At 65.3% G+C, this 22,544-nt stretch carries 16 protein-coding genes; all 16 read left to right on the forward strand.

Features of this window, described 5'->3' with window-relative positions:
- Positions 1-143 precede the first annotated feature (143 nt).
- The 16 genes from ACMGT0_RS22650 (at position 144) to fnr (ending at position 22,501) form a co-directional block, all read left to right on the forward strand.
- Positions 144-7,571: an Ig-like domain-containing protein gene (locus ACMGT0_RS22650; protein WP_416769874.1), complete on the forward strand. Its 7,428-nt coding sequence runs from the start codon at positions 144-146 to the stop codon at positions 7,569-7,571.
- A gap of 210 nt (positions 7,572-7,781) precedes the next feature.
- Complete coding sequence (gene ccoN / locus ACMGT0_RS22655) at positions 7,782-9,206, forward strand: cytochrome-c oxidase, cbb3-type subunit I (protein WP_054061065.1); 1,425 nt, start codon at positions 7,782-7,784, stop codon at positions 9,204-9,206.
- 10 nt (positions 9,207-9,216) lie between these two features.
- On the forward strand, positions 9,217-9,825 hold the full coding sequence (ccoO, locus tag ACMGT0_RS22660; protein ID WP_054061066.1) for a cytochrome-c oxidase, cbb3-type subunit II: 609 nt from the start codon (positions 9,217-9,219) through the stop codon (positions 9,823-9,825).
- A gap of 3 nt (positions 9,826-9,828) precedes the next feature.
- Positions 9,829-10,023, forward strand: coding sequence for a cbb3-type cytochrome oxidase subunit 3 (locus ACMGT0_RS22665; protein ID WP_337959421.1), 195 nt, complete (start codon positions 9,829-9,831; stop codon positions 10,021-10,023).
- A complete protein-coding gene (gene ccoP / locus ACMGT0_RS22670; RefSeq protein ID WP_416769877.1) occupies positions 10,020-10,958 on the forward strand; it encodes a cytochrome-c oxidase, cbb3-type subunit III in 939 nt (312 codons plus the stop codon). The genes ACMGT0_RS22665 and ccoP (ACMGT0_RS22670) overlap by 4 nt, the downstream gene beginning before the upstream one ends.
- Positions 10,959-11,292: 334 nt before the next feature.
- A complete protein-coding gene (ccoN, locus tag ACMGT0_RS22675) occupies positions 11,293-12,735 on the forward strand; it encodes a cytochrome-c oxidase, cbb3-type subunit I (RefSeq protein WP_416769879.1) in 1,443 nt (480 codons plus the stop codon).
- Complete coding sequence (gene ccoO / locus ACMGT0_RS22680; RefSeq protein WP_017905624.1) at positions 12,735-13,343, forward strand: cytochrome-c oxidase, cbb3-type subunit II; 609 nt, start codon at positions 12,735-12,737, stop codon at positions 13,341-13,343. The genes ccoN (ACMGT0_RS22675) and ccoO (ACMGT0_RS22680) overlap by 1 nt, the downstream gene beginning before the upstream one ends.
- 6 nt (positions 13,344-13,349) lie before the next feature.
- Positions 13,350-13,535, forward strand: a complete 186-nt coding sequence (locus ACMGT0_RS22685) for a CcoQ/FixQ family Cbb3-type cytochrome c oxidase assembly chaperone (protein ID WP_026145428.1) — start codon at positions 13,350-13,352, stop codon at positions 13,533-13,535.
- Complete coding sequence (gene ccoP, locus ACMGT0_RS22690) at positions 13,532-14,506, forward strand: cytochrome-c oxidase, cbb3-type subunit III (RefSeq protein ID WP_054061069.1); 975 nt, start codon at positions 13,532-13,534, stop codon at positions 14,504-14,506. The genes ACMGT0_RS22685 and ccoP (ACMGT0_RS22690) overlap by 4 nt, the downstream gene beginning before the upstream one ends.
- A 312-nt stretch (positions 14,507-14,818) precedes the next feature.
- Positions 14,819-16,234 (forward strand): cytochrome c oxidase accessory protein CcoG, encoded by a 1,416-nt coding sequence (gene ccoG, locus ACMGT0_RS22695; protein ID WP_054061070.1) that lies wholly within the window; start codon positions 14,819-14,821, stop codon positions 16,232-16,234.
- An 11-nt stretch (positions 16,235-16,245) separates the two neighbouring features.
- Entirely contained in the window at positions 16,246-16,785 is a 540-nt protein-coding gene (locus ACMGT0_RS22700) for a FixH family protein (protein ID WP_416769882.1), read from the forward strand.
- Between the two features lie 32 nt (positions 16,786-16,817).
- Positions 16,818-19,268, forward strand: a complete 2,451-nt coding sequence (locus tag ACMGT0_RS22705) for a heavy metal translocating P-type ATPase (protein WP_054062890.1) — start codon at positions 16,818-16,820, stop codon at positions 19,266-19,268.
- A gap of 22 nt (positions 19,269-19,290) precedes the next feature.
- A complete protein-coding gene (ccoS, locus tag ACMGT0_RS22710) occupies positions 19,291-19,509 on the forward strand; it encodes a cbb3-type cytochrome oxidase assembly protein CcoS (RefSeq protein ID WP_054061543.1) in 219 nt (72 codons plus the stop codon).
- The gene (locus ACMGT0_RS22715) at positions 19,502-20,185 is read left to right on the forward strand and encodes a sulfite exporter TauE/SafE family protein (RefSeq protein ID WP_416769885.1); all 684 of its coding nucleotides are present in this window, start codon (positions 19,502-19,504) and stop codon (positions 20,183-20,185) included. The genes ccoS and ACMGT0_RS22715 overlap by 8 nt, the downstream gene beginning before the upstream one ends.
- Before the next feature lie 91 nt (positions 20,186-20,276).
- Positions 20,277-21,659, forward strand: a complete 1,383-nt coding sequence (gene hemN / locus ACMGT0_RS22720; protein ID WP_054061458.1) for an oxygen-independent coproporphyrinogen III oxidase — start codon at positions 20,277-20,279, stop codon at positions 21,657-21,659.
- A 107-nt stretch (positions 21,660-21,766) separates the two neighbouring features.
- On the forward strand, positions 21,767-22,501 hold the full coding sequence (gene fnr / locus ACMGT0_RS22725; protein ID WP_054061459.1) for a fumarate/nitrate reduction transcriptional regulator Fnr: 735 nt from the start codon (positions 21,767-21,769) through the stop codon (positions 22,499-22,501).
- The last annotated feature ends 43 nt before the right edge of the window (positions 22,502-22,544 follow it).

The raw sequence follows: 22,544 nt of genomic DNA on the forward strand, positions 1-22,544 counted from the left end.
TTCACTGCACCCACTAGATATGTAACGCCCCCCGCAACGGGGATCTTTCGAGAATGACCGCCCACCTTCTGAACACTCAGAAGCCTCGGGCCAGCGCCCCTGGGCGCCGATGCCCGCCTCTCTTTCCGTCAACGGGTAATGTCATGACCTCAGAACCGTCGCTCAGCGATTCCCGCTCCACCGCCTCGTCCCGGGCTGTATCGGCATTCGGCGCCGCTTTCGCGACCCTCGATGCCGCCATGCTCGATGCCAGGCACCAGTGCATCCAGCTGCGGGCCGCCTACCAGGCCTCGGAATTCAGCACCGATATCCGCTTCAGGGGGCTGCTCACCCGGGACGCCCAGGGCCTGTTTCACGCCAGCACCCCGCAGGAGTTCACCGCCCGCCAGGGTAGCACGGCCAGCCTGTGGCCCTCCGTGCCGCAAGACAGCGAACTGCCCACGGGCCACCGGATCGAGGCTGGCTATGTGTCCTACAGCGACACCGCACCCGCCGCCAGCCTGTCCGAGGACGAGCAGATCCACCAGGCGCTGGCTTCGGGCTTCTCCGACAAGATCGGTTATTTGCAGCAGGCGATCAGCCTGCGTGCGCGGTTCGCGACATGCTATCTGGCCGTCGGCGACGGCGTGCTGCTGCGTTACCTCTCCAGCGACTCGAAAGCCGAGCAGGAACTCCAGGCCGGCCTGCAGGCCCCCTCGGCCATCCTCGGTCATCTGCTGCAGTTGCCTGCGCCGCTGGTTTCGGCCCTGGACAAGCGGACACTGACGCCACTGGCCCTGATTCACCAGGTTGCCGAGGCCGGCGAGCTGTCGATCGTCAGCGGCGATGCCTTCTGGGGCCCGGCGCAACGCATCACCAGCACCTGGAAACCCGACGCTGCCGGGATCCGCACCACGCAGGCACGCAAGGATCAACCCACGTCGGCCCTGAGCCGAACCTTCGTCAGCTTCGATGAGGCTGTGCGGCATATCCATGGCCAGGTGGGGCTCAAGGGCCGGCACCGACAACAATCGCTGATCGTGAAGCATCCACACAAGGACGAATTCCGCGCCACCGAGCCGGTCGCCGTTGCCGGCCCGCTGTTCGACCCCATCGGCCTGCAGGCGCTGCCAGCGCAAGTGGTGCTAGCCGGCCTGTACGCCCAGGCCGACAGCCTGCCCGGGCAGTCGCCGCCAGAGGAAAACTGGCTGTATGAAAACACCCTGCGCCCCCACGACCTGCTCGCCGGGCTCGACCAGGCCCGGCGCCTGCGCCCCCAGGGCGGAGCGCCCCTGCCATTGTGCCTGGGTACCGCCGATGGCGCCCTGCTGTCCTACCAGTCCGGGGACAGCGAACTGGAACGGGCCCTGCTCCCCGAACGCGCCGACTGGCAAGCGCGAGCCGAGCGCTTCAACCGCGAACTGCTCGATGGCAAGCTGTCGACCTCGCAATGGGTACGCCGCCTGGCCGAAGCCGGGACCCTGCGGGTACTGGTCGGCAGCCGCCTGTGGAATCGCGCCGGCAGGGTGCCGGCCGATACCTGGCAACCCTTCGCCGACAGCCCCGTACCGGAACTGGGCCAGGCGTTTCTCTCGGCCGATGATGCGGCGCGCTATGCCCAGCAGATCACTCTGGGCGGCCACGCCCGGCAAATGGGCGGCTTGATCTTTCAACGCGCGGACCAGAGCTTCGTCGCCACACAACCGCGTTTCACCGAAGGCCGGCTGTTCGACGCCAGCCAGCTCTATCCCAGCACGGAAACCGGCCTTCCCGCCTTCCCGGCGGGGCATCGGCTGCATGCCGTGTATCGCTCCAACATCAACCTGAGGAATGTCGAGCGTTCCGGAGCACTGGCGAACCTGCCCGAGGATGAGTTCCGCCTGGCTCACCGCAGCATCACCGCCCAGGAAGTACTGGCCACCATCGCCGGCCGGTCCGCGGGCCTGCAGGCCTTCTATGTGCTGATGAGCGACCTCAACCTGGTCAAGTACCTGCCCAGCGACAGCCAGGAGGAGGACCAACTGGTCATCCGTCTGCTGCCCAAGGCCCGTTCTGGCCGCAGTGCCATCGAGGAACAACTGGAAAAGGGCGAACTGCTGCCCAGCGATTTCATCAGGCTGCTGGCCAAGACCCAGGGCCTTTACCTGGTCCGGGGCGACCGCTACTGGGGCAAGCCTGGCAAGCTGCCAGCGAACTGGGCCCCCAATCCCATCGTGGCACCGCTCGATCAGCCGAGGCCGGCCCTGGGGCCGCTGTTCGACAACCTGGAAGCCGCCGCCCGCCACACCCTGCAACGCCTCGATGGCCAGCACCCGCAACAGCGGATCAGCTTCATCCTCAAGCATCGGCAAGGGGCACGATACGTCGCCTGCGAACCGGTCGTGGCCGGCACGCCGCCGTTTTCCCCGGCCGCGGTATTCGGCACGAATACCATGGGCCATCCCGACCTGCCGGCCGATTTCGAGCTGGCGGCCATCAGCTACAGCGCCGCGTTGTATCCCGACCCCGTCCCTGCCGGGGACAGTTGGCAGTACCGCAATGTCTTCAACCCCATCGATCTTGCCGCCGCCCTGCCCTATCTGCGCCCGGATGATCCGCTCGACGAAGCGCTGCCCCTCTACCTGAGCACCCGCGAGGGCGCCTGGCTCAAGTACCTGTCACGGGATGCCGAGGCCGACGACCTGCTGCTCAAGCGCCAGGGCAGCGAGCCGAGCCTCGGCGAACAGGTGACCCTGGGCAACCTGGAAGTTCGCCATTTCGTCCATGGCCTGGCCCGTGCCGGCAGCCTGAGCGTGCTCAGGAGCAGCGAACTGTGGGATCGCGAAGGGCCGGTCAGCGACACCTGGAAGCCCTACCAGCACTTCCAGCGCCGCCTGCTGGGGCCGGTGTTCTCCCGCGCCGACGATGCCGCCCGGCATGCCCATGGGCAGATTCCGCATCGTCACGACCAGGTCCATGGCGGCCTGGTGCTGCAGCGTCCGGACGGGCTGTTCGTCGCCACCGAACCCTGGCTGTCGCCGACGGCGGTCTTCGACCACAAGCGGGTTTTCCCCAAGGACGTCAAGGCGGCGTTCTTCCCCGAAAACCACAAGGTGGTCGGCGTCTACCACTCGGGCCTGGGCACCATCGACTTCCACCTGCCCGAGGACGAAGCCGAGCTCTACCTCAATCTGTTCCGCACCTGGGACCTCCACCAGGCGATCAGGGAACGCGACTCGATCCCCTACCGCTATTTCTCGGGCAGCGACGGCTCGCTGATTCGCTATACGGCCAGCGGCTCCGCCCATGAGCAGGTGTTGTTCAACCAGCTGTCACCGCCCGCCGACCGCCCGCTGCAGGTGATGGACAACCCCCTGCAACGGCGGATCAGCAGTGCCAGGGCGGATGACAAGGGCGTGCTGGCCACCTATGCCCGGGACCTGCTGCAGGCCGGTGAACTGCTGGTGCTGGTACCGGGCGCGATCTGGGTCCACAAGGGTGTGGTCTCCAGCCTGAATGCCAGCGCCGACGGCTTTCGCGCCGGCAACAGCCGCCAGGCGAGCAATCACGGACACGCCACGGCCTTCCCGGACCTGAGCCCGGTGCATATCGACGCCCAGGATGCCCTGCGCCATGCCCTGGTCGCGGCAGGCCAGCCGGACGAGACGCTGTTCGGTTTCATCTTCAGGAAAACCGGGCGCGAGGAATATGTCTCGACCGCTGCCGTCGCCGATGGCGGGTCCCGGTTCAACCGCTACCGGGTGTTTCCCGAGCATGTCGACCTGTTCAAGATGATTGCCCAGGGCTACGACTTCGACGGGGTCTATGTCGCCCCACCCGCCCGCCAAGGTGCGACCGGACTGCTGGCCGACCCGACCTATCGGCACTTCATCGGTGCCCGCGACTTTGCCCACCTGATCGCCACCGCCCGTGGCGTCTGCCCCGTGTCCCAGACACCCGGGCTGGAATCGAGCGTCAAGCTCTACCTGTCGATCCCTGATGGAGCCCTGCTGCAATACCAGGTCGAGGTGTTTCCCAAGCAGGACGAAACCGCCGAGGGCGCGGTCTTCGCCTCGGATGGCATCCCGACCCAGGGCCAGTTGGAGGAGGGCACCCTGGCTCCGCTGGCCTACCTGCGCCAGGTCGCGGCCGGCGGCAAGCTGCAGGTATTGCGCAGCGGCAGCTTCTGGTCGGCACGCGGCCCGATCGGCACGAACTGGGACCCCACCCTGCAGGCGGCCAGGCAACCGGAACGCTATGAAGTCGGCCCGCTGTTCAATCACGCCGACGACGCCGCACGCTACAGCCATCGGCGGATCGAGCGTCGGCATCAGCAACTGGTGGTCAGTGCGACCTATCGCTGCCAGGCCAGTCACTGCTACGCGGTCATCGAACCGTTCAGCAATGAGCGGGAGGTCAAGGTCACTCGCGCCATCGCCGCGACCAAGGCCCAGGAACTGGACCAGGAGCGCCTGCCACTGACGTTCGACCACACCTATGACCTGCACAGCCTGCATATCGCCCATGCCACGGGCCCGGCCTACCTGGGCACCGAGCGTACGGCGGTGCTCGACTTCTTTTCCGTCACCTTTATCTGCTTCGCCACCCGGACCCTGGAGAACCAGGGGACCTATCTCGGGGGGCTGTATCTCTCCGCGGCGGATGGTGCGCTGCTCAAGTACACCCCGCGTGGCTCCGCCGCCCAACGCCAGTTGTGCGCCACGGGCCTGCCCGCGCAGAACGGTTCTTCGGCCGAGCATCAGGTGATCGAACTGCCCGATGCCGCCTTCGTGCAGAAGGTCGCCGCCACCGGCAACCTCAGCGTGCTGGTCACCAGCGGGCAGTGGCGACAGGCAGGCCCGGTGGAGCCCAGCTGGAAACCGCTGGCCAGCCTCCCCACCCGCCCGTCGAGGACCGCACGGGCCCTGACACCCCCGCTGATCAACAGCTTCCATGAACTGGGCGTGGGCGCGACCGATGTCATCGACCCGCAGCGGGCCCTGCCGGTATTGGTCGGGCCGCTGCAACTGCAGCCGAAGGACAGGATAGAGCTGTACTGGGGCACTCATCCCAACCCCGTCGCCACCCATGTCCAGGGCAACACGCCCAGCAGTGGGCACATCACCCTGAAAGTCGAAACCCGCTGGATCACCTCCGGGACCACGACCGTGCGTTATGTGCTCACCCCCTTTCCCGGCGGTACGCCCGAGGAAGGCCGGCAGACGGTGCGGGTCAAGCTCGACAGTCCCGGTGCTCCCGAACGCTCGTGCAAGGCCGGCAACGGCGCCACCCTCTGCGAGAACGAAAAACTCGCCTTGCCCCAGGTGCTGCCGCCCGGGGTGATCGAGGACCCCGAGGGCGTCAGCGTGGTGGTCAGGCGTTATGCGAACATGGCCCGTGGCGACCGGATCCTGGTGTCCTGGCATGGTCGCCACGTGCAGCACCCCGAGCTGATGGAGCCGAGCGACGAAGTGGTGATCCCCATCGATCCGGAGATCATCCGGGATGCCGGCAACTCCGATTCGATCATCGTGCGCTACGAGATCCGCGACGAGGTCGGCAACTGGTCGCAATGGTCACGGCCGGCGCTCATCGAAGTCGGGATCGGCGATCCGTCCCTGCTCGCACCGGTGGTTCCCAAGGCCCAGGGCATGATGCTGAACCTGGACGAACTCGACGGTGCCGACGTGCAGGTGCTGGTACTGCGCTACGAAGGGATGAACAGCGGTCATACCGTGCGCCTGGTGGTGGAGCGCGAGGATGCCGAGGGCCAGCAGCTGCTGCCCCATACCCAGAGCAGCCCCGGACACGACAGCGACCCCTTCGTCTCCTTCATGGTCCCCTACGAGCAGTTCATTGCCATTCTCCGTGGCCTGGCCCGCTTCTATTACTATGTCGACATCGCCGGCCAGCCCAGCCGTCGCTCCAAGAGCCGGCCGCTGTGGATCACCGGCCGGGCACGCACCCTCAAGCCGCCGCGGGTGCCGCTTGCCGAGCAGAACGGCAACGTGCTCGACCCGGCATTCCGTAATGTGATCGCCCATGTCGAGCCCTACGACTTCATCGCCGCCGGGCAGCAGGTCAAGCTGACCTGGCTCGGCCGGACGGCCAGCGGCAGCGAGGTGCCGTATGACCGGACGATCATCCTGCGCGAGGAGGACATCGACAAGGACATCCAGTTCCTGATTCCCGACGACAAGGTCAGCGTGCTGGCCGGTGGCTCGGTCACCCTGCACTACGAAGTCACCACCAGCGCCGGGGACAGCTTCCCGTCGCTGCCGCGCTACCTGCCGGTCAGTGCCGGCCCGCTCGATCTGCCCAGGCCCAGGGTCCGTGAAGCCGGCGGCACGTTCCTGCTGCCGGAACTGGCCCAGCGCGGGGCGACCATCGACGTGCGCTATGCCGGCATGCAGGGCAGCGACAGCGTCCAGGCCTACTGGCGCGGGACTGCGGGCAACGGCACGCCGACGCTGCCGGCGCAACCGGGCAGCGACAGCGGCAGCCTGGCCTTCTTCGCCCCGGTCACCGCGGTCAGCGCCAACATCGGCAAAACCGTGGATGTCGGCTATACCCTCACCCGTGGCAGTGTGGCGTCACCGTCCGAGGTCCTGCCACTGTCGGTGCTGCTGCCGCGAAACCTGCCGGCCCCCGAGGTTCGCGAGGCCAGGGATCGGCTGCTGGACCTGAACACCTTCAGCGCAGATGCCACCGTGGAGGTCGGCAAGTGGCCGCATATCCAGGTCGGGCAACGGGTCTGGCTGCAGGTCGAAGGCACCCGCAACGATGGTACGCCCTATCGTTTCACGCTCTGGAAGGCGGAGGAAATCACCAGTATCTCCGACGTCATTCACGGCAAGCTGCCACGCAGCGGGCTCGACAGCCTGCGGGACCTGAGCGGCCTGACGCTGACCCTCAAGGCGAGCTTCGATGGCAGTGCCGACGAAACCACGGCCGTACTCTTCCCACGGTTGACCCTGACGGTGCGGGCGAAAATGCGCGTGCCTGAACTGCTGCTCGATACCAGCCCGGTCAACCTGCACGGCCAGATATTCCTGATCCCCTGCCACCCTCAGGTGCTGCCCGAATTCGGCCCGGGCACCTGGGTCCAGCGGGTGCCCAGCGGCGGAGTCCCCGGCTACACCTACAGCAGCGAGAATCCGAAGGTCGCCGCAGTCGACCGCAATGGCCGGGTAACGGTACGCAGCAACGGCAGCACGCATATCGTGGTGCGGGACAAGGCCGGGCAGTTCAAGAAATACCAGGTCAACGTGTACGGTGTGATGCTGTGCTACGACCTCGGCGTCGCCAACAGCGATGACACGACCGAGAACGCCACGATGAAGGGCCTGAGGCTCCCCGACATCGACGAGCTCAAGGCCATTCGCAGGCTCTATGGCAATCGCTGGCCACTGCAGCACAGCACGGAGAAGTTCACCTGGTCGATGACCGCGAAGAAAGGCACGCTGGGCCTGATCCTGCTGGTGCTGGACATGCGCAAGCCGGACGTGGCGGAGATCCCCCACCCCGGGCTCACCGTCGACCTCGGCCTGGTGACCCTGACCCACCATGCCTCGGGCCTGGGCCTGGGCAGCAGGCTGCTGCCCTGCACCTGATCCGTTGATCCGGGCGTCGCGCAGCCCGCTGCGACGACGCCCCACGCCTGCACCCGGGCTCCATGGCGGAGCCCATTGACCCCCGTCAATACCCGCCGCTGGCTATTTGCCCATGCTTGGCTTGCTTTAGTCTGCCTATAACTCCGGGCCGGACATGCAGGCCGCCTGGCAGGCCGTCTGCGCGTTGGCCCGAACCGTGGATGGGGAACCATGAACACTTCAATCAGTACCGCCTACAACTACCGGGTGGTCCGCCAATTCGCCATTATGACGGTGGTGTGGGGCATCGTCGGTATGGGGCTCGGGGTTTTCCTCGCGGCCCAATTGGTCTGGCCCGAACTCAACTTCAACCTGCCGTGGACCAGCTTCGGCCGCCTGCGCCCGCTGCACACCAACGCGGTGATCTTCGCCTTCGGCGGCTGCGCACTGTTCGCCAGCTCCTACTACTCGGTGCAGCGCACCTGCCAGACCCAGCTGTTTTCGCCCAAGGTGGCGGCCTTCACCTTCTGGGGCTGGCAGCTGGTGATCCTGCTGGCAGCCATCAGCCTGCCGCTGGGCTACACCAGCTCCAAGGAATACGCCGAGCTGGAATGGCCGATCGACCTGCTGATCACCATCGTCTGGGTCGCCTATGCCTACGTATTCTTCGGCACGGTGATGAAGCGCACCACCAAGCACATCTATGTCGGCAACTGGTTCTTCGGCGCATTCATCATCACCGTGGCGATCCTGCATATCGTCAACAACCTGGAAATCCCGGTCAGCCTGACCAAGTCCTACTCGCTCTACGCCGGTGCCACCGACGCCATGGTGCAGTGGTGGTACGGGCACAACGCGGTGGGCTTCTTCCTGACCGCCGGTTTCCTGGGGATGATGTACTACTTCGTGCCCAAGCAGGCCGAACGCCCGGTGTATTCCTATCGCCTGTCCATCGTGCACTTCTGGGCGCTGATCACCCTGTACATCTGGGCAGGTCCCCACCACCTGCACTACACCGCCCTGCCGGACTGGGCCCAGTCGCTGGGCATGGTGATGTCGCTGATCCTGCTGGCACCCAGCTGGGGCGGCATGATCAACGGCATGATGACCCTCTCGGGCGCCTGGCATAAGCTGCGCAGCGACCCGATCCTGCGCTTCCTCGTGGTCTCCCTGGCGTTCTACGGCATGTCGACCTTCGAGGGTCCGATGATGGCGATCAAGACCGTCAACGCTCTCTCCCACTACACCGACTGGACCATCGGCCATGTGCACGCCGGGGCGCTGGGCTGGGTGGCGATGATCTCCATCGGCGCGCTGTACCACATGATCCCGAAAGTCTTCGGCCGCGAGCAGATGCACAGCGTCGGCCTGATCAACGCGCACTTCTGGCTGGCCACCATCGGCACCGTGCTCTACATCGCCTCGATGTGGGTCAACGGTATCGCCCAGGGCCTGATGTGGCGCGCGGTCAACGAGGACGGCACGCTGACCTATTCCTTCGTCGAAACCCTGGTGGCCAGCCATCCCGGCTTCATCGTGCGGCTGATCGGCGGTGCCATCTTCCTCAGCGGCATGCTGCTGATGGCCTACAACACCTGGCGCACCGTGCGCGGTGCAGCACCTGCCACCGTCACCGCCAACGCGCAGATGGCCTGAGGAGTTCGCCATGAAACACGAAGTGATCGAAAAGAACGTCGGCCTGCTGATGCTGCTGATGGTATTCGCCGTCAGCATCGGCGGCCTGACACAGATCGTCCCGCTGTTCTTCCAGGACGTCACCAACAAGCCGGTCGAAGGCATGAAGCCCTACACCGCGCTGCAACTGGAAGGCCGCGACATCTACATCCGCGAAGGCTGCGTCGGTTGCCACTCGCAGATGATCCGGCCGTTCCGCGCCGAGACCGAACGCTACGGGCACTATTCGGTGGCGGGTGAAAGCGTCTGGGACCACCCGTTCCTGTGGGGCTCCAAGCGTACCGGCCCGGACCTGGCCCGGGTCGGCGGCCGCTATTCGGACGACTGGCACCGTGCGCACCTGTACAACCCGCGCAACGTGGTACCGGAATCGAAGATGCCGGCCTACCCGTGGCTGGTCGCCAACGCCCTGGACAGCAGCCACACCGAAACCAAGCTGCGCGCCATGCGCACCCTCGGCGTGCCCTACAGCGACGACGACATCGCCGGCGCCGTGGCCAGCCTCAAGGGCAAGAGCGAGATGGACGCGCTGGTCGCCTACCTGCAGGTGCTCGGCACCGCGATCAAGAGCAAGAGGTGAGCCATGGAGATCAGTAGCGGAATGATCCGCGGCCTCGGCACCCTGGTGGTGATGATCGCCTTCGTCGGCCTCGCCATCTGGGTGTTCAACGGCAAGCGCAATCCGGAGTTCGCCCAGGCACGCATGCTGCCGTTCGCCGACGATCCATTGCCCGAAACACCTGAACAAGACCCTGCAACAAGGAGCAACCGGCCATGACCACCTTCTGGAGTACGTACATCTGCGTACTGACCATCGGCAGCCTGATCGGCCTGACCTGGCTGCTGATCGGCACGCGCAAGGGCGAGACCAAGGGCAGTGTCGACCAGACCATGGGCCACAGCTTCGACGGCATCGAGGAGTACGACAACCCGCTGCCGCAGTGGTGGTTCATGCTGTTCGCCGGCACCCTGGTGTTTTCCGTAGGCTACCTGATCCTCTACCCCGGCCTGGGCAACTGGAAAGGCATCCTGCCCGGCTACGAGAACGGCTGGACCGGCGTGCACGAGTGGGAAAAGGAAATGGACAAGGCCGATGCCAGGTTCGGGCCGATCTTCGCCAAGTTCGCGGCCATGCCCGTGGAAGAAGTGGCCAAGGACCCACAGGCGCTGAAAATGGGCGGACGCCTGTTCGCTTCCAACTGCGCGGTCTGCCACGGCTCGGACGCCAAGGGCGCCTACGGTTTCCCGAACCTGGCCGATGACAGCTGGCGTTGGGGCGGCAGTGCCGACACGATCAAGACCACCATCATGGGTGGCCGCATCGCGGCGATGCCGGCCTGGGGCGACATCCTCGGTGAGGACGGTGTGCGCAACGTCGCCGCCTATGTGCGCCACGGCCTGGGCAAGCTGCCGCTGCCGGAAGGCAACGGCGCGGACCTGGCCGCCGGCCAGCAGGTCTTCAACACCAACTGCGTCGCCTGCCATGGCGCCACCGGCCAGGGTACCCAGGCCATGGGCGCACCGGACCTGACCACACCGGCCGCGTTCATCTACGGCACCAGCCTGGCGCAACTGCAGCAGACCATCCGCCACGGTCGCCAGGGCCACATGCCGGCCCAGAGCGAATTGCTCGGCAACGACAAGGTGCAGTTGCTGGCCGCTTACGTGTACAGCCTTTCCCGCGGCAGTCAAGGAGAAAACAAAGCTCAATAAATACCGGATATTTCCTGCCGCATCGATCAGGATGCGGCAGTTCCCCTCCCCTGCGCGACCGAGTGTCGCACCTCGGTTTCGCTCTGCCTACCCACTCCCGGGAATCGGTACTAAGCTTTCCAAACCTCGATCAATCCGCAACCCCTCGTCAACCGGTCGGTCACGGTTTTCGCGAGCGCGCGTTTTGACCCTACACCGAGCATGGAAAGGCCGCAGAATCAGCGTCGCAAGGTATTGACCCAGGTCATGGCGCGTTGCAATGACCCTACTCTTTATCCATACTTGCGGCCGATTTTCACCCCTAATAACTATACCCAAACCGTGGAACCTTAGAATGAGCACAGCAATAAGTCAGACTGCTTATAACTATAAGGTAGTCCGCCAGTTCGCCATCATGACGGTGGTCTGGGGGATCCTTGGCATGGGGCTCGGAGTCTTCATTGCCTCTCAACTGGTCTGGCCGGAGCTGAATTTCGGTCTGCCGTGGACGAGTTTTGGACGCCTGCGCCCGCTGCACACCAACCTGGTGATCTTCGCCTTCGGTGGTTGTGCACTGTTTGCCACCTCCTACTATGTGGTGCAGCGTACCTGCCAGGTGCGACTGATCTCCGACAGCCTCGCGGCCTTCCACTTCTGGGGTTGGCAAGCCGTGATCGTCGGCGCCCTGGTCACCCTGCCGCTGGGCTACACCACCACCAAGGAATACGCGGAACTGGAGTGGCCGCTGGCTATCCTGCTGGCCATCATCTGGGTGGTCTACGCCCTGGTGTTCTTCGGCACCATCATCAAGCGCAAGACCAAGCACATCTATGTCGGCAACTGGTTCTACGGTGCGTTCATCATCGTTACCGCCATGCTGCACATCGTCAACCACGCCTCGCTGCCGGTGAGCTTCTTCAAGTCCTACTCGGCCTACTCCGGCGCGACCGACGCGATGATCCAGTGGTGGTACGGGCATAACGCGGTGGGCTTCTTCCTCACCACCGGCTTCCTCGGGATGATGTACTACTTCGTGCCGAAACAGGCCGAACGCCCGATCTACTCCTATCGCCTGTCCATCGTCCACTTCTGGGCACTGATCACCCTGTACATCTGGGCCGGTCCCCACCACCTGCACTACACCGCCCTGCCGGACTGGGCCCAGTCGCTGGGCATGGCCATGTCGATCATCCTGCTGGCCCCGAGCTGGGGCGGCATGATCAACGGCATGATGACCCTCTCCGGCGCCTGGCATAAGCTGCGCACCGACCCGATCCTGCGCTTCCTCGTCGTCTCCCTGGCGTTCTACGGCATGTCGACCTTCGAGGGTCCGATGATGGCGATCAAGACCGTCAACTCGCTCTCGCACTACACCGACTGGACCATCGGCCACGTCCACGCCGGCGCCCTCGGCTGGGTGGCGATGATTTCCATCGGTGCGGTCTATCACATGATTCCCAAGCTGTTCGGCCGCGAGCAGATGCACAGCGTCGGCCTGATCAACGCGCACTTCTGGCTGGCGACCATCGGCACGGTGCTCTACATCGCCTCGATGTGGGTCAACGGCATCACCCAGGGCCTGATGTGGCGGGCGATCAACGACGACGGCACGCTGACCTACTCCTTCGTCGAAGCGCTGCAGGCCAGCCACCCCGGCTTCATCGTCCGCGCCCTGGGCGGGGCGTTCTTCGCCACGGGCATGCTGCTGATGGCCTACAACACCTTCCGTACCGTTCGCGCCTCGAACCCGGCTGAAGCTGAAGCCGCCGCTCAGATCGCTGTCGTTGGAGCCCACTGATGAAGCACGAAGTAGTCGAGAAGAATATCGGCCTGCTGGCCTTCTTCATGGTCATCGCCGTGAGCATCGGCGGCCTGACCCAGATCGTCCCGCTGTTCTTCCAGGACGTCACCAACAAGCCGGTCGAAGGCATGAAGCCACGTACCGCCCTGGAACTGGAAGGCCGCGACATCTACATCGCCAACGGTTGTGTCGGCTGCCACTCGCAGATGATCCGGCCGTTCCGCGCCGAAACCGAACGCTACGGGCACTACTCGGTAGCCGGTGAAAGCGTCTGGGACCACCCGTTCCTGTGGGGTTCCAAGCGTACCGGCCCGGACCTGGCCCGTGTCGGCGGTCGTTACTCCGATGACTGGCACCGCGCGCACCTGTACAACCCGCGCAACGTGGTGCCCGAGTCGAAAATGCCGGCGTACCCGTTCCTCGTGGAAAACAAGCTCGACGGCAAGGACACCGCGAAGAAGATGGAAGTCCTGCGCTCGCTCGGCGTGCCCTATACCGACGAAGACATCGCCGGTGCCAGGGATGCCGTGAAGGGCAAGACCGAAATGGACGCGCTGGTGGCCTACCTGCAAGGCCTTGGCACCATCATCAAAAGCAAACGGTGATTGTTCATGGATATCGGGATGATTCGTGGCCTTGGCACCCTCGTGGTGATGGTGGCCTTTGTCGGCCTGGCCTTGTGGGTCTTCAGCCCCAAGCGCAAGGCGGAGTTTGAAGACGCGACCTTGCTGCCTTTCGCGGACGATCCCGAAGCCATCAAGCACGTCGAGCAAGCTTCTAGGAGTAACAAAGAATGACTACGTTCTGGAGTCTGTACGTCACAGTCCTCAGTCTGGGTACCATCTTCGCCTTGACCTGGCTGCTGCTGTCGACCCGCAAGGGCCAGCGCGCCGAGCAGACCGACGAGACCGTCGGCCACTCCTTCGACGGCATCGAGGAGTACGACAACCCACTGCCGAAATGGTGGTTCATGCTGTTCGTCGGCACCCTGATCTTCGCTCTCGGCTACCTGGTGCTGTACCCGGGCCTGGGCAACTGGAAAGGGGTACTGCCAGGTTACAACTACCTGGACAACGAGAAGCAGACCCCCTTCGCCAACGGCCAGACCGGCTGGACCGGCGTGCACGAGTGGGAGAAGGAAATGGCCAGGTCGGATGCCAAATTCGGGCCGATCTTCGCCAAATACGCCGCCATGCCCATCGAGGAAGTGGCCAAGGACCCGCAGGCCCTGAAGATGGGTGGGCGACTGTTCGCCTCCAACTGCTCGGTGTGTCACGGTTCAGACGCCAAGGGGGCCTATGGCTTCCCCAACCTGACCGATGAAGACTGGCGCTGGGGCGGCGACCCGCAGACCATCAAGCAGACCATCATGGGCGGTCGCCATGCGGTGATGCCGGCCTGGGCCGAGGTGATCGGCGAGCAGGGCGTGGCCGATGTCGCCGCGTTCGTGCTGACCAACCTCGACGGTCGCAAGCTGCCGGAAGGCGCCAAGGCCGACCCGGTCAATGGCCAGAAGCTGTTCGCCGCCAACTGCGTGGCCTGCCATGGACCGGAAGGCAAGGGTACCCCGGCCATGGGCGCGCCGAACCTGACGCACCCGGCCGCATTCATCTACGGTTCGAGCTTCGCGCAGTTGCAACAGACCATCCGTTACGGTCGCCAGGGGCAGATGCCGGCCCAGGAGCAGACCCAGGGCAACGACAAGGTCCACCTGCTGGCGGCCTACGTCTACAGCCTGTCCCACGGTAACGACAAGCCCGCCGAATAAGCCCCGGCTTGCCGCAACGACAAAGGCCCCGCCGGCATGGACCGACGGGGCCTTTTTCATGGTGCAGGGCCCCCACGCCCGCCAGAATCGGCACATGCCAGCCACGGCCTTGGCCTATAGTCAATTGATCTGCGTCATGCTTTGTTACATTCGCTACACCATACCGAGCTTTCACCCAACGCGACCAAAGGTCGCACCCGTTGAGCCGGGGCAGAGGCGTATCATTAAGCCACTGCACTAAGCTTCAACGCTATCCGATCACGGTCGGCACGTACTGACCGCGACATTTTCCCCCTGCCGTGGGATGCAATGATGAGCAATCAGATTCCGGTACACGACGTCACTCCGCCTGCCAAGCAACAGAACAACGCCGTCGACCTCTACGCCTCACGCGAAAAAATCTACACCCGAGCCTTCACCGGGCTGTTCCGCAACCTGCGGATGGCCGGCGGTGCCGTGCTGTTCCTGCTCTACTTCGGTACGGTCTGGCTGAACTGGGGCGGCCACCAGGCCGTCTGGTGGAACCTGCCGGAACGCAAGTTCTTCATCTTCGGCGCGACCTTCTGGCCCCAGGACTTCATCCTGCTGTCGGGCATGCTGATCATCGCCGCCTTCGGCCTGTTCTTCATCACCGTCTACGCCGGGCGCATCTGGTGCGGCTACACCTGCCCGCAGAGTGTCTGGACCTGGATCTTCATGTGGTGCGAGAAAGTCACCGAGGGTGATCGCAACCAGCGCATCAAGCTCGACAAGGCGCCGATGAGCGCCAACAAGTTCCTGCGCAAGTTCAGCAAGCACAGCCTGTGGCTGCTGATCGGCTTCGTCACCGGCATGACCTTCGTCGGCTACTTCTCGCCGATCCGCGAACTGGTGATCGACTTCTTCACCGGGCAAGCCGATGGCTGGTCGTATTTCTGGGTCGGTTTCTTCACCCTCGCCACCTATGGCAACGCCGGCTGGCTGCGTGAGCAGGTGTGCATCTACATGTGCCCCTACGCGCGCTTCCAGAGCGTGATGTTCGACAAGGACACCCTGATCGTCTCCTACGACCCGCGCCGTGGCGAAGGCCGTGGCCCGCGCAAGAAAGGCGCCGACTACAAGGCCCAGGGCCTGGGCGACTGCATCGACTGCACGATGTGCGTGCAGGTCTGCCCCACCGGCATCGACATCCGCGATGGCCTGCAGATCGAATGCATCGGCTGCGCCGCCTGCATCGACGCCTGTGACAGCATCATGGACAAGATGGAATATCCGCGCGGGCTGATCAGCTACACCACCGAGCACAACCTGTCCGGGCAGAAGACCCACACCCTGCGCCCTCGCCTGATCGGCTACGCGGTGGTGCTGCTGGCGATGATCAGTCTGTTGATCACCGCGTTCCTCATGCGCTCGCTGGTCGGCTTCGACGTCAGCAAGGACCGCGTACTCTATCGCGAAAATGCCGAGGGTCGGATCGAGAACGTCTACAGCCTGAAGATCATGAACAAGGACCAGCGCGACCACACCTACGTGCTCGATGCCGCCGGCCTGCCCGACCTGCGCCTGCAGGGGCGGCGCGAGATCCGCGTGCCGGCCGGGGAGATCTTCAGCATGCCGGTGGAACTCTCCAGTTCTCCCGAGCAACTGCCGTCGAGCACCAACGAGGTGAAATTCATCCTCAGGGACGCCGATGACGCCAGCGTTCACGTCGAAGCCAAGAGCCGGTTCATCGGCCCGCAAATCCGCTAAGGGAAGCCACAATGTCCGTCACAACTGCCCCCCCCCCCTGGTACAAGCACCTCTGGCCGTGGATCATCATCGGCATCCTGGCCTGCTCGGTGGCCCTGACCCTGTCGATGGTGACCATCGCGGTGAAGAACCCGGACAACCTGGTCAACGACAACTACTACGAGGCCGGCAAGGGCATCAACCGTTCCCTGGACCGCGAGTTGCTGGCCCAGTCGCTGAAGATGCGCGCCAACGTGCACTTCGACGACGTGACCGGTGAGGTCGACCTGCGCCTGAGCGGCGACAGCACGCCTGCGACCCTGGAGTTGAACCTGATCTCGCCGACCCAGCCGGAGAAGGATCGCAAGATCAGCCTCAACCGCAGCCAGACCGAACAGGGCCGCTACATCGGCCAGTTGAGCGACAAGGTCGAGGGCCGGCGCTTCGTCGAACTGCTGGGTACCCAGGACGGCAAGACCTGGCGGATGTTCGAGGAAGAGCAGGTCAGCCATGACCGCGACCTGATGCTGGGCGACGAGCCGCTCAAGGGTGCCGAAGACCTCGACAACTGACCGCGCACGGAATCGATCGACCCACATCACCTATGACCACCCCACTCCCCTGTTACCACTGCGCCCTGCCCGTCCCCTCGGGCAGCCGCTTCACCGCCGCAGTGCTGGGCGAGACCCGCGAGTTCTGCTGCCCGGGCTGCCAGGCCGTGGCCGAGGCCATCGTCGCCGGCGGCCTGGAGCACTACTACAGCCATCGCAGCGAGACCTCCGCCAACCCCGACGTCCTGCCGGTGCAACTGCCGGATGAACTGGCGCTGTACGACCGCGCCGATGTGCAGCAGCCCTTCGTCCGTCACGACGGCGAACTGGCCGAAACCACCCTGCTGATCGAAGGCATCAGTTGCGCGGCCTGTGGCTGGCTGATCGAAAGGCACCTGCGCAACCTGCCGGCGGTGGCCGAGGCGCGGCTGAACCTGTCCAATCACCGCTTGCAGGTCAGCTGGGCCGACAGCCAGCTGCCGCTGAGCAGCCTGCTGGCCGAACTGCGGCAGATCGGCTACGCCGCCCACCCCTATCGACCCGACCGCGCCAGCGAACAGTTGGCCGCCGAGAACCGCAAGTCCCTGCGCCAGCTGGGCGTGGCCGGCCTGCTGTGGTTCCAGGCGATGATGGCGACCATGGCCACCTGGCCGGAATTCAATATCGACCTGAGCCCGGAGCTGCATGTCATCCTGCGCTGGGTCGCGCTGTTCCTGACCACCCCGATCGTCTTCTACAGTTGCGCGCCGTTCTTTCGCGGCGCCCTGCGCGACCTGCGTACCCGCCACCTGACCATGGACGTCTCGGTCTCGCTGGCGATCGGCAGCGCCTACTGCGCCGGGATCTGGACCTCGATCAGCGGCGTCGGCGAGCTGTACTTCGATGCGGTGGGCATGTTCGCCCTGTTTCTGCTGGCCGGCCGCTATCTGGAACGACGCGCCCGCGAGCGCACGGCGGCGGCCACCGCGCAACTGGTCAACCTGCTGCCGGCGTCCTGCCTGCGCCTGCAGGCGGACGGCCAGAGCGAACGTATCCTGCTCGATGAACTGCGCCTGGGTGACCAGGTGCTGGTGCATCCCGGTGCCGTGCTACCCGCGGACGGCCGGATTCTCCAGGGCCAGTCGAGCATCGACGAATCGCTGCTGACCGGCGAATACCTGCCGCAACCGCGTGGCCCGGGCGAGGCGGTCACCGCCGGCACGCTGAACGTCGAAGGCGCCCTGACGGTCGAGATCCTCGCCCTCGGCCAGGACACTCGCCTGTCGGCCATCGTCCGCCTGCTGGAACGGGCCCAGAGCGAGAAGCCGCACCTGGCGGAGATCGCCGACCGCGCCTCGCAATGGTTCCTGCTGCTGTCGCTGATCGCCGCCGTGGCCATCGGCCTGCTCTGGTGGCAGGTCGAGCCACAGCGGGCGTTCTGGATCGTCCTGGCGATGCTGGTGGCGACCTGCCCCTGCGCCCTGTCGCTGGCCACCCCGACCGCCCTCACCGCGGCCACCGGCACCCTGCACAAGCTCGGCCTGCTGCTGACCCGCGGGCATGTGCTCGAAGGGCTGAACCAGATCGACACGGTGATTTTCGACAAGACCGGCACCCTCACCGAAGGCCGCCTGGCGCTGCGCGCCATCCACCCGCTGGGAGCGCTGGACAGCGAACGCTGCCTGGCCTTGGCCGCGGCGCTGGAGAACCGCTCCGAGCACCCGATCGCCAGGGCCTTCGGCCGTGCCCCGCAAGCCGCCGAAGACGTCCTGAGTACACCCGGACGCGGCCTGGAAGGCCGGGTCGGCGCGCAGTGGTTGCGGATCGGCCAGGCGCAGTTCGTCTGTGAACTCAGCGGCTGCGCCCTGCCGACAGCGCCGGATGCCAGCGGACAGTGGCTGCTGCTCGGCGACCGCCAGGGCGCGCTGGCCTGGTTCGTCCTCGACGACCGGCTGCGCGGCGATGCCCCGGACCTGCTCGCGGCCTGCCGTGCCCGTGGCTGGCGCACCCTGCTGCTATCCGGCGACAGTTCGCCGATGGTCACCGACGTGGCTGCGCAACTGGGGATCGACGAGGCCCGTGGCGGGCTGAGCCCGGATGACAAGTTGCAGGTGCTCAGGCAATTGCAGCAGCAGGGCCGCAAGGTGCTGATGCTGGGGGACGGGGTCAACGACGTGCCGGTGCTGGCTGCGGCCGACATCAGCGTCGCCATGGGCTCGGCCACCGACCTGGCCAAGACCAGTGCCGACGCCGTGCTGCTGTCCAACCGCCTCGACGCCCTGGTGCAGGCCTTCGACCTGGCCCGCCGGACCCGTCGGGTGATCATCGAGAACCTGGCCTGGGCGGCACTGTACAATGGCCTCATGTTGCCGTTCGCCGCCCTCGGCTGGATCACGCCGATATGGGCGGCGGTCGGTATGTCCATCAGCTCGTTGACGGTGGTGCTGAACGCCTTGCGCCTGACTCGCCTGCCCGGCCCGCAGGGCGACCACGTCCTGACCGAAACCCGCCCGCAACCGGCCTGAACCGGGCGGGCCTGGAGTAAAGATGCCAGCACTCTACGTGATGATCCCGGCGGCACTGCTGATCGTCGCCATCGCCGTCTACATTTTCTTCTGGGCGGTGGACAGCGGCCAGTACGACGACCTCGACGGCCCGGCCCACAGCATCCTGTTCGACGACCAGGACCCGAACCACAAGGCCGCCATCGACGAGGCCGACGGTACGGGCAACGAGCGCGATCGGCGGACGCCGCCCCATGCCTGAACTGGTGCCACTGCTGGTTTCCGCGGTAATCCTCGGCCTGCTCGGCGGCGGTCATTGCCTGGGCATGTGCGGCGGCCTGATGGGCGCCCTGACCCTGGCGATCCCCCGCGAACAACGGGCGCGACGCCTGCGCCTGCTGCTGGCCTACAACCTCGGGCGGGTGCTCAGCTACGGAGCGGCCGGCCTGCTCACCGGGCTGGCCGGCTGGGCGGTGGCCAGCAGCCCGGCGGCGGCGGCGTTGCGGGCCGTGGCCGGCCTGCTGCTGATCAGCATGGGCCTGTACCTGGCCGGCTGGTGGAGTGGCCTGACCCGCATCGAAGCTCTCGGCCGCGGCCTGTGGCGGCATATCCAACCGGTTGCCAATCGCCTGCTGCCGGTGTCGAGCCTGCCCCGTGCGCTGCTGCTGGGTACGCTCTGGGGCTGGCTGCCGTGTGGCCTGGTCTACAGCACGCTGCTGTGGGCGGCGAGCCGCGGCAACGCGCTGGACAGCGCGCTGCTGATGCTCGCCTTCGGCCTGGGCACCTGGCCGGTGCTGCTGGCGACCGGGCTGGCGGCGGAACGGGTCACGGCGCTGTTGCGCAAACGCGGTGTACGCCTGGGCGGCGGCCTGCTGGTGATGCTGTTCGGCCTGTGGACCCTGCCGGGACCGCACCAGCACTGGTTGATGGGGCACTGAGCGGCTCCGAGACCCTTGATACAAATCAACATGCCTGCGTCGCGATCCCCCTAGACTCCGGGCATTGCAGCCAATCCGGGGGAACGCCCGCATGCTCGACGCCATTCGTTGGGACTCTGATCTTATTCGCCGTTACGACCTTGCGGGACCGCGTTACACCTCCTACCCCACCGCCGTACAATTCAACAGCCAGGTCGGCACCTTCGACCTGTTGCACGCCCTGCGCGACAGCCGCAAGGCCTCGCGGCCGCTGTCGCTGTACGTGCATGTGCCGTTCTGCGCGAACATCTGCTACTACTGCGCCTGCAACAAGGTCATCACCAAGGACCGCGGCCGCGCCCAGCCCTACCTGCAGCGCCTGGAGCAGGAAATCCAGCTGGTGGCCTGCCACCTGGACCCGAACCAGAAAGTCGAGCAGTTGCACTTCGGCGGTGGCACGCCGACCTTTCTCAGCCATGACGAACTGCGCCAATTGATGGCCAGGCTGCGCCAGCACTTCAACCTGCTGGATGACGACTCCGGCGACTACGGCATCGAGATCGACCCGCGGGAAGCCGACTGGTCGACCATGGGCCTGTTGCGCGAGCTGGGCTTCAACCGGATCAGCATCGGCCTGCAGGACCTCGACCCGAGCGTGCAGCGGGCGGTCAATCGCCTGCAGAGCCTGGATGAAACCCGTGCGGTGATCGAGGCGGCGCGGACCCTGCAATTCCGCTCGATCAATATCGACCTGATCTACGGCCTGCCCAAGCAGACCCCGGAACATTTCGCCCGCACCGTGGACGAAGTGATCAACCTGCAGCCGGACCGCCTTTCGGTGTTCAACTATGCCCACCTGCCCGAGCGCTTCCTGCCCCAGCGGCGGATCAACAGCCATGAGCTGCCGGCCCCGGCCGACAAGCTGGAAATGCTCCATCGCACCATCGAGCAATTGACCGCCGCCGGCTATCGCTACATCGGCATGGATCACTTCGCCCTGCCGGACGACGAACTGGCGATCGCCCAGGAAGAGTCGACCCTGCAGCGCAACTTCCAGGGCTACACCACCCATGGCCACTGCGACCTGATCGGCCTTGGCGTGTCGGCCATCAGCCAGATCGGCGACCTGTACTGCCAGAACAGCAGCGACCTGAACCAGTACCAGAACACCCTGGCCAGCGCGCAACTGGCCACCAGTCGCGGCCTGCTGTGCAATGCCGACGACCGGCTGCGCCGGGAAGTGATCCAGCAGATCATCTGCAACTTCAGCCTGGAGTTCGCCCGGATCGAGCAGCAGTTCACCCTCGACTTCCGCGGCTACTTCGCCGAACTCTGGCCACGCCTGATGGGCATGGCCGACGATGGCCTGATCGAGCTGGACAACGAGCGGCTCACCGTTCTGCCCGCCGGGCGCCTGCTGGTACGCTCGGTGTGCATGGTATTCGATGCCTATCTGGAACAGCAGAATCGCCAGCGCTTCTCCCGGGTGATCTGAAAATTACACTTTCGTAGGGGTGCGCCATTTTGGCGCAGGCTGGCCTGAACAAGCCCTGCTGGGGTACCCTTACGGCTTATGTGTGATTTCCCACAAGGATTCAAGAAATGTCCGAGCCCGTGAAGCTGCGCGCCCACAGCCAGGCCAACTGCAAGGATTGCAGCCTGGCCCCTCTCTGCCTGCCACTTTCATTGAATCTGGAGGACATGGATGCGCTGGACGAAATCGTCAAACGCGGCCGCCCGCTGAAGAAAGGGGAATTCCTCTTTCGCCAGGGCGATACCTTCGGCTCCGTCTATGCCGTGCGCTCCGGCGCACTGAAGACCTTCAGCCTGAGCGACGGCGGCGAGGAACAGATCACCGGTTTCCACCTGCCCAGCGAACTGGTCGGGCTGTCGGGGATGGACACCGAGACCTACCCGGTATCGGCCCAGGCCCTGGAAACCACTTCGGTGTGCGAGATTCCCTTCGAGCGCCTGGACGAACTGGCCCTGCAACTGCCGCAGTTGCGCCGCCAACTGATGCGGGTGATGAGCCGGGAGATCCGCGACGACCAGCAGATGATGCTGCTGTTGTCGAAAAAGACCGCCGACGAGCGGATCGCCACGTTCCTGGTCAACCTTTCGGCCCGTTTCCGCGCCCGCGGGTTCTCCGCCAACCAGTTCCGCCTGAGCATGTCGCGCAACGAGATCGGCAACTACCTGGGCCTTGCGGTGGAAACCGTCTCGCGGGTATTCACCCGCTTCCAGGGCAGCGAGCTGATCGCCGCCGAAGGTAAGGAAGTGCACATCCTCGACCCGATCCAGCTCTGTGCCCTCGCCGGCGGTTCGCTGGAAAGCTGATCCGGCGACCGGCCTGACCAATTCGCACAGGCCACTGGGCACC

Source organism: Pseudomonas sp. RHF3.3-3 (assembly GCF_048069595.1).
Lineage (GTDB): Bacteria > Pseudomonadota > Gammaproteobacteria > Pseudomonadales > Pseudomonadaceae > Aquipseudomonas > Aquipseudomonas fuscovaginae_B.